The organism is Azospirillum palustre (assembly GCF_002573965.1).
Lineage (GTDB): Bacteria > Pseudomonadota > Alphaproteobacteria > Azospirillales > Azospirillaceae > Azospirillum > Azospirillum palustre.
Genome location: NZ_PDKW01000002.1, coordinates 1 through 527 on the forward strand (window position 1 = coordinate 1; position 527 = coordinate 527).

At 71.7% G+C, this 527-nt stretch carries 1 protein-coding gene; it reads right to left on the reverse strand.

Translation table 11 applies throughout. The features are described from left to right. Nucleotides 1-527: AMP-binding protein (locus CRT60_RS00010; protein WP_143272897.1), on the reverse strand; the 527-nt coding region annotated here is incomplete at both ends.

Consider the following 527-nt stretch of genomic DNA (forward strand, 5'->3'; position numbering starts at 1 on the left):
CGCACGCCCTCCTGCGCCCGCAGCCGCGCCTCCACCTCGCCAAGCTCGATGCGGAAGCCGCGGATCTTCACCTGATGGTCGATCCGCCCGACATACTCGATCACCCCGTCTCCGCGCTGGCGCACAAGGTCGCCGGTGCGGTAGAGCCGCCCGCCACCCGTCGAGAACGGATCGGCGACGAAGCGCTCCGCCGTCAGGCCGGGGCGGTTCAGGTAACCGCGCGCCAACCCCGCACCGCCAAGATAAAGCTCCCCGACCACGCCAAGCGGTACCGGGTTCAGGTCGCCGTCCAGGACATGGGTGGTGCGGTCGCCCACCCGCAGGCCGATCGGTGCATAGGCGGCACCGCAGCGGTCCTCCCGCCCCGCCTTCCAGATCAGCGGCGTCACCACCGTCTCGGTCGGGCCGTAGCCGTTGATGATATGCTCCGGTTGCAGCGCCTCCCTGGCAAGCTCGAAGGCCGCCTCCCCCACCGCGTCGCCGCCGAAGCAGTAGACCCGCACCGGCGGCGGGGCGGTCCCCCGCTC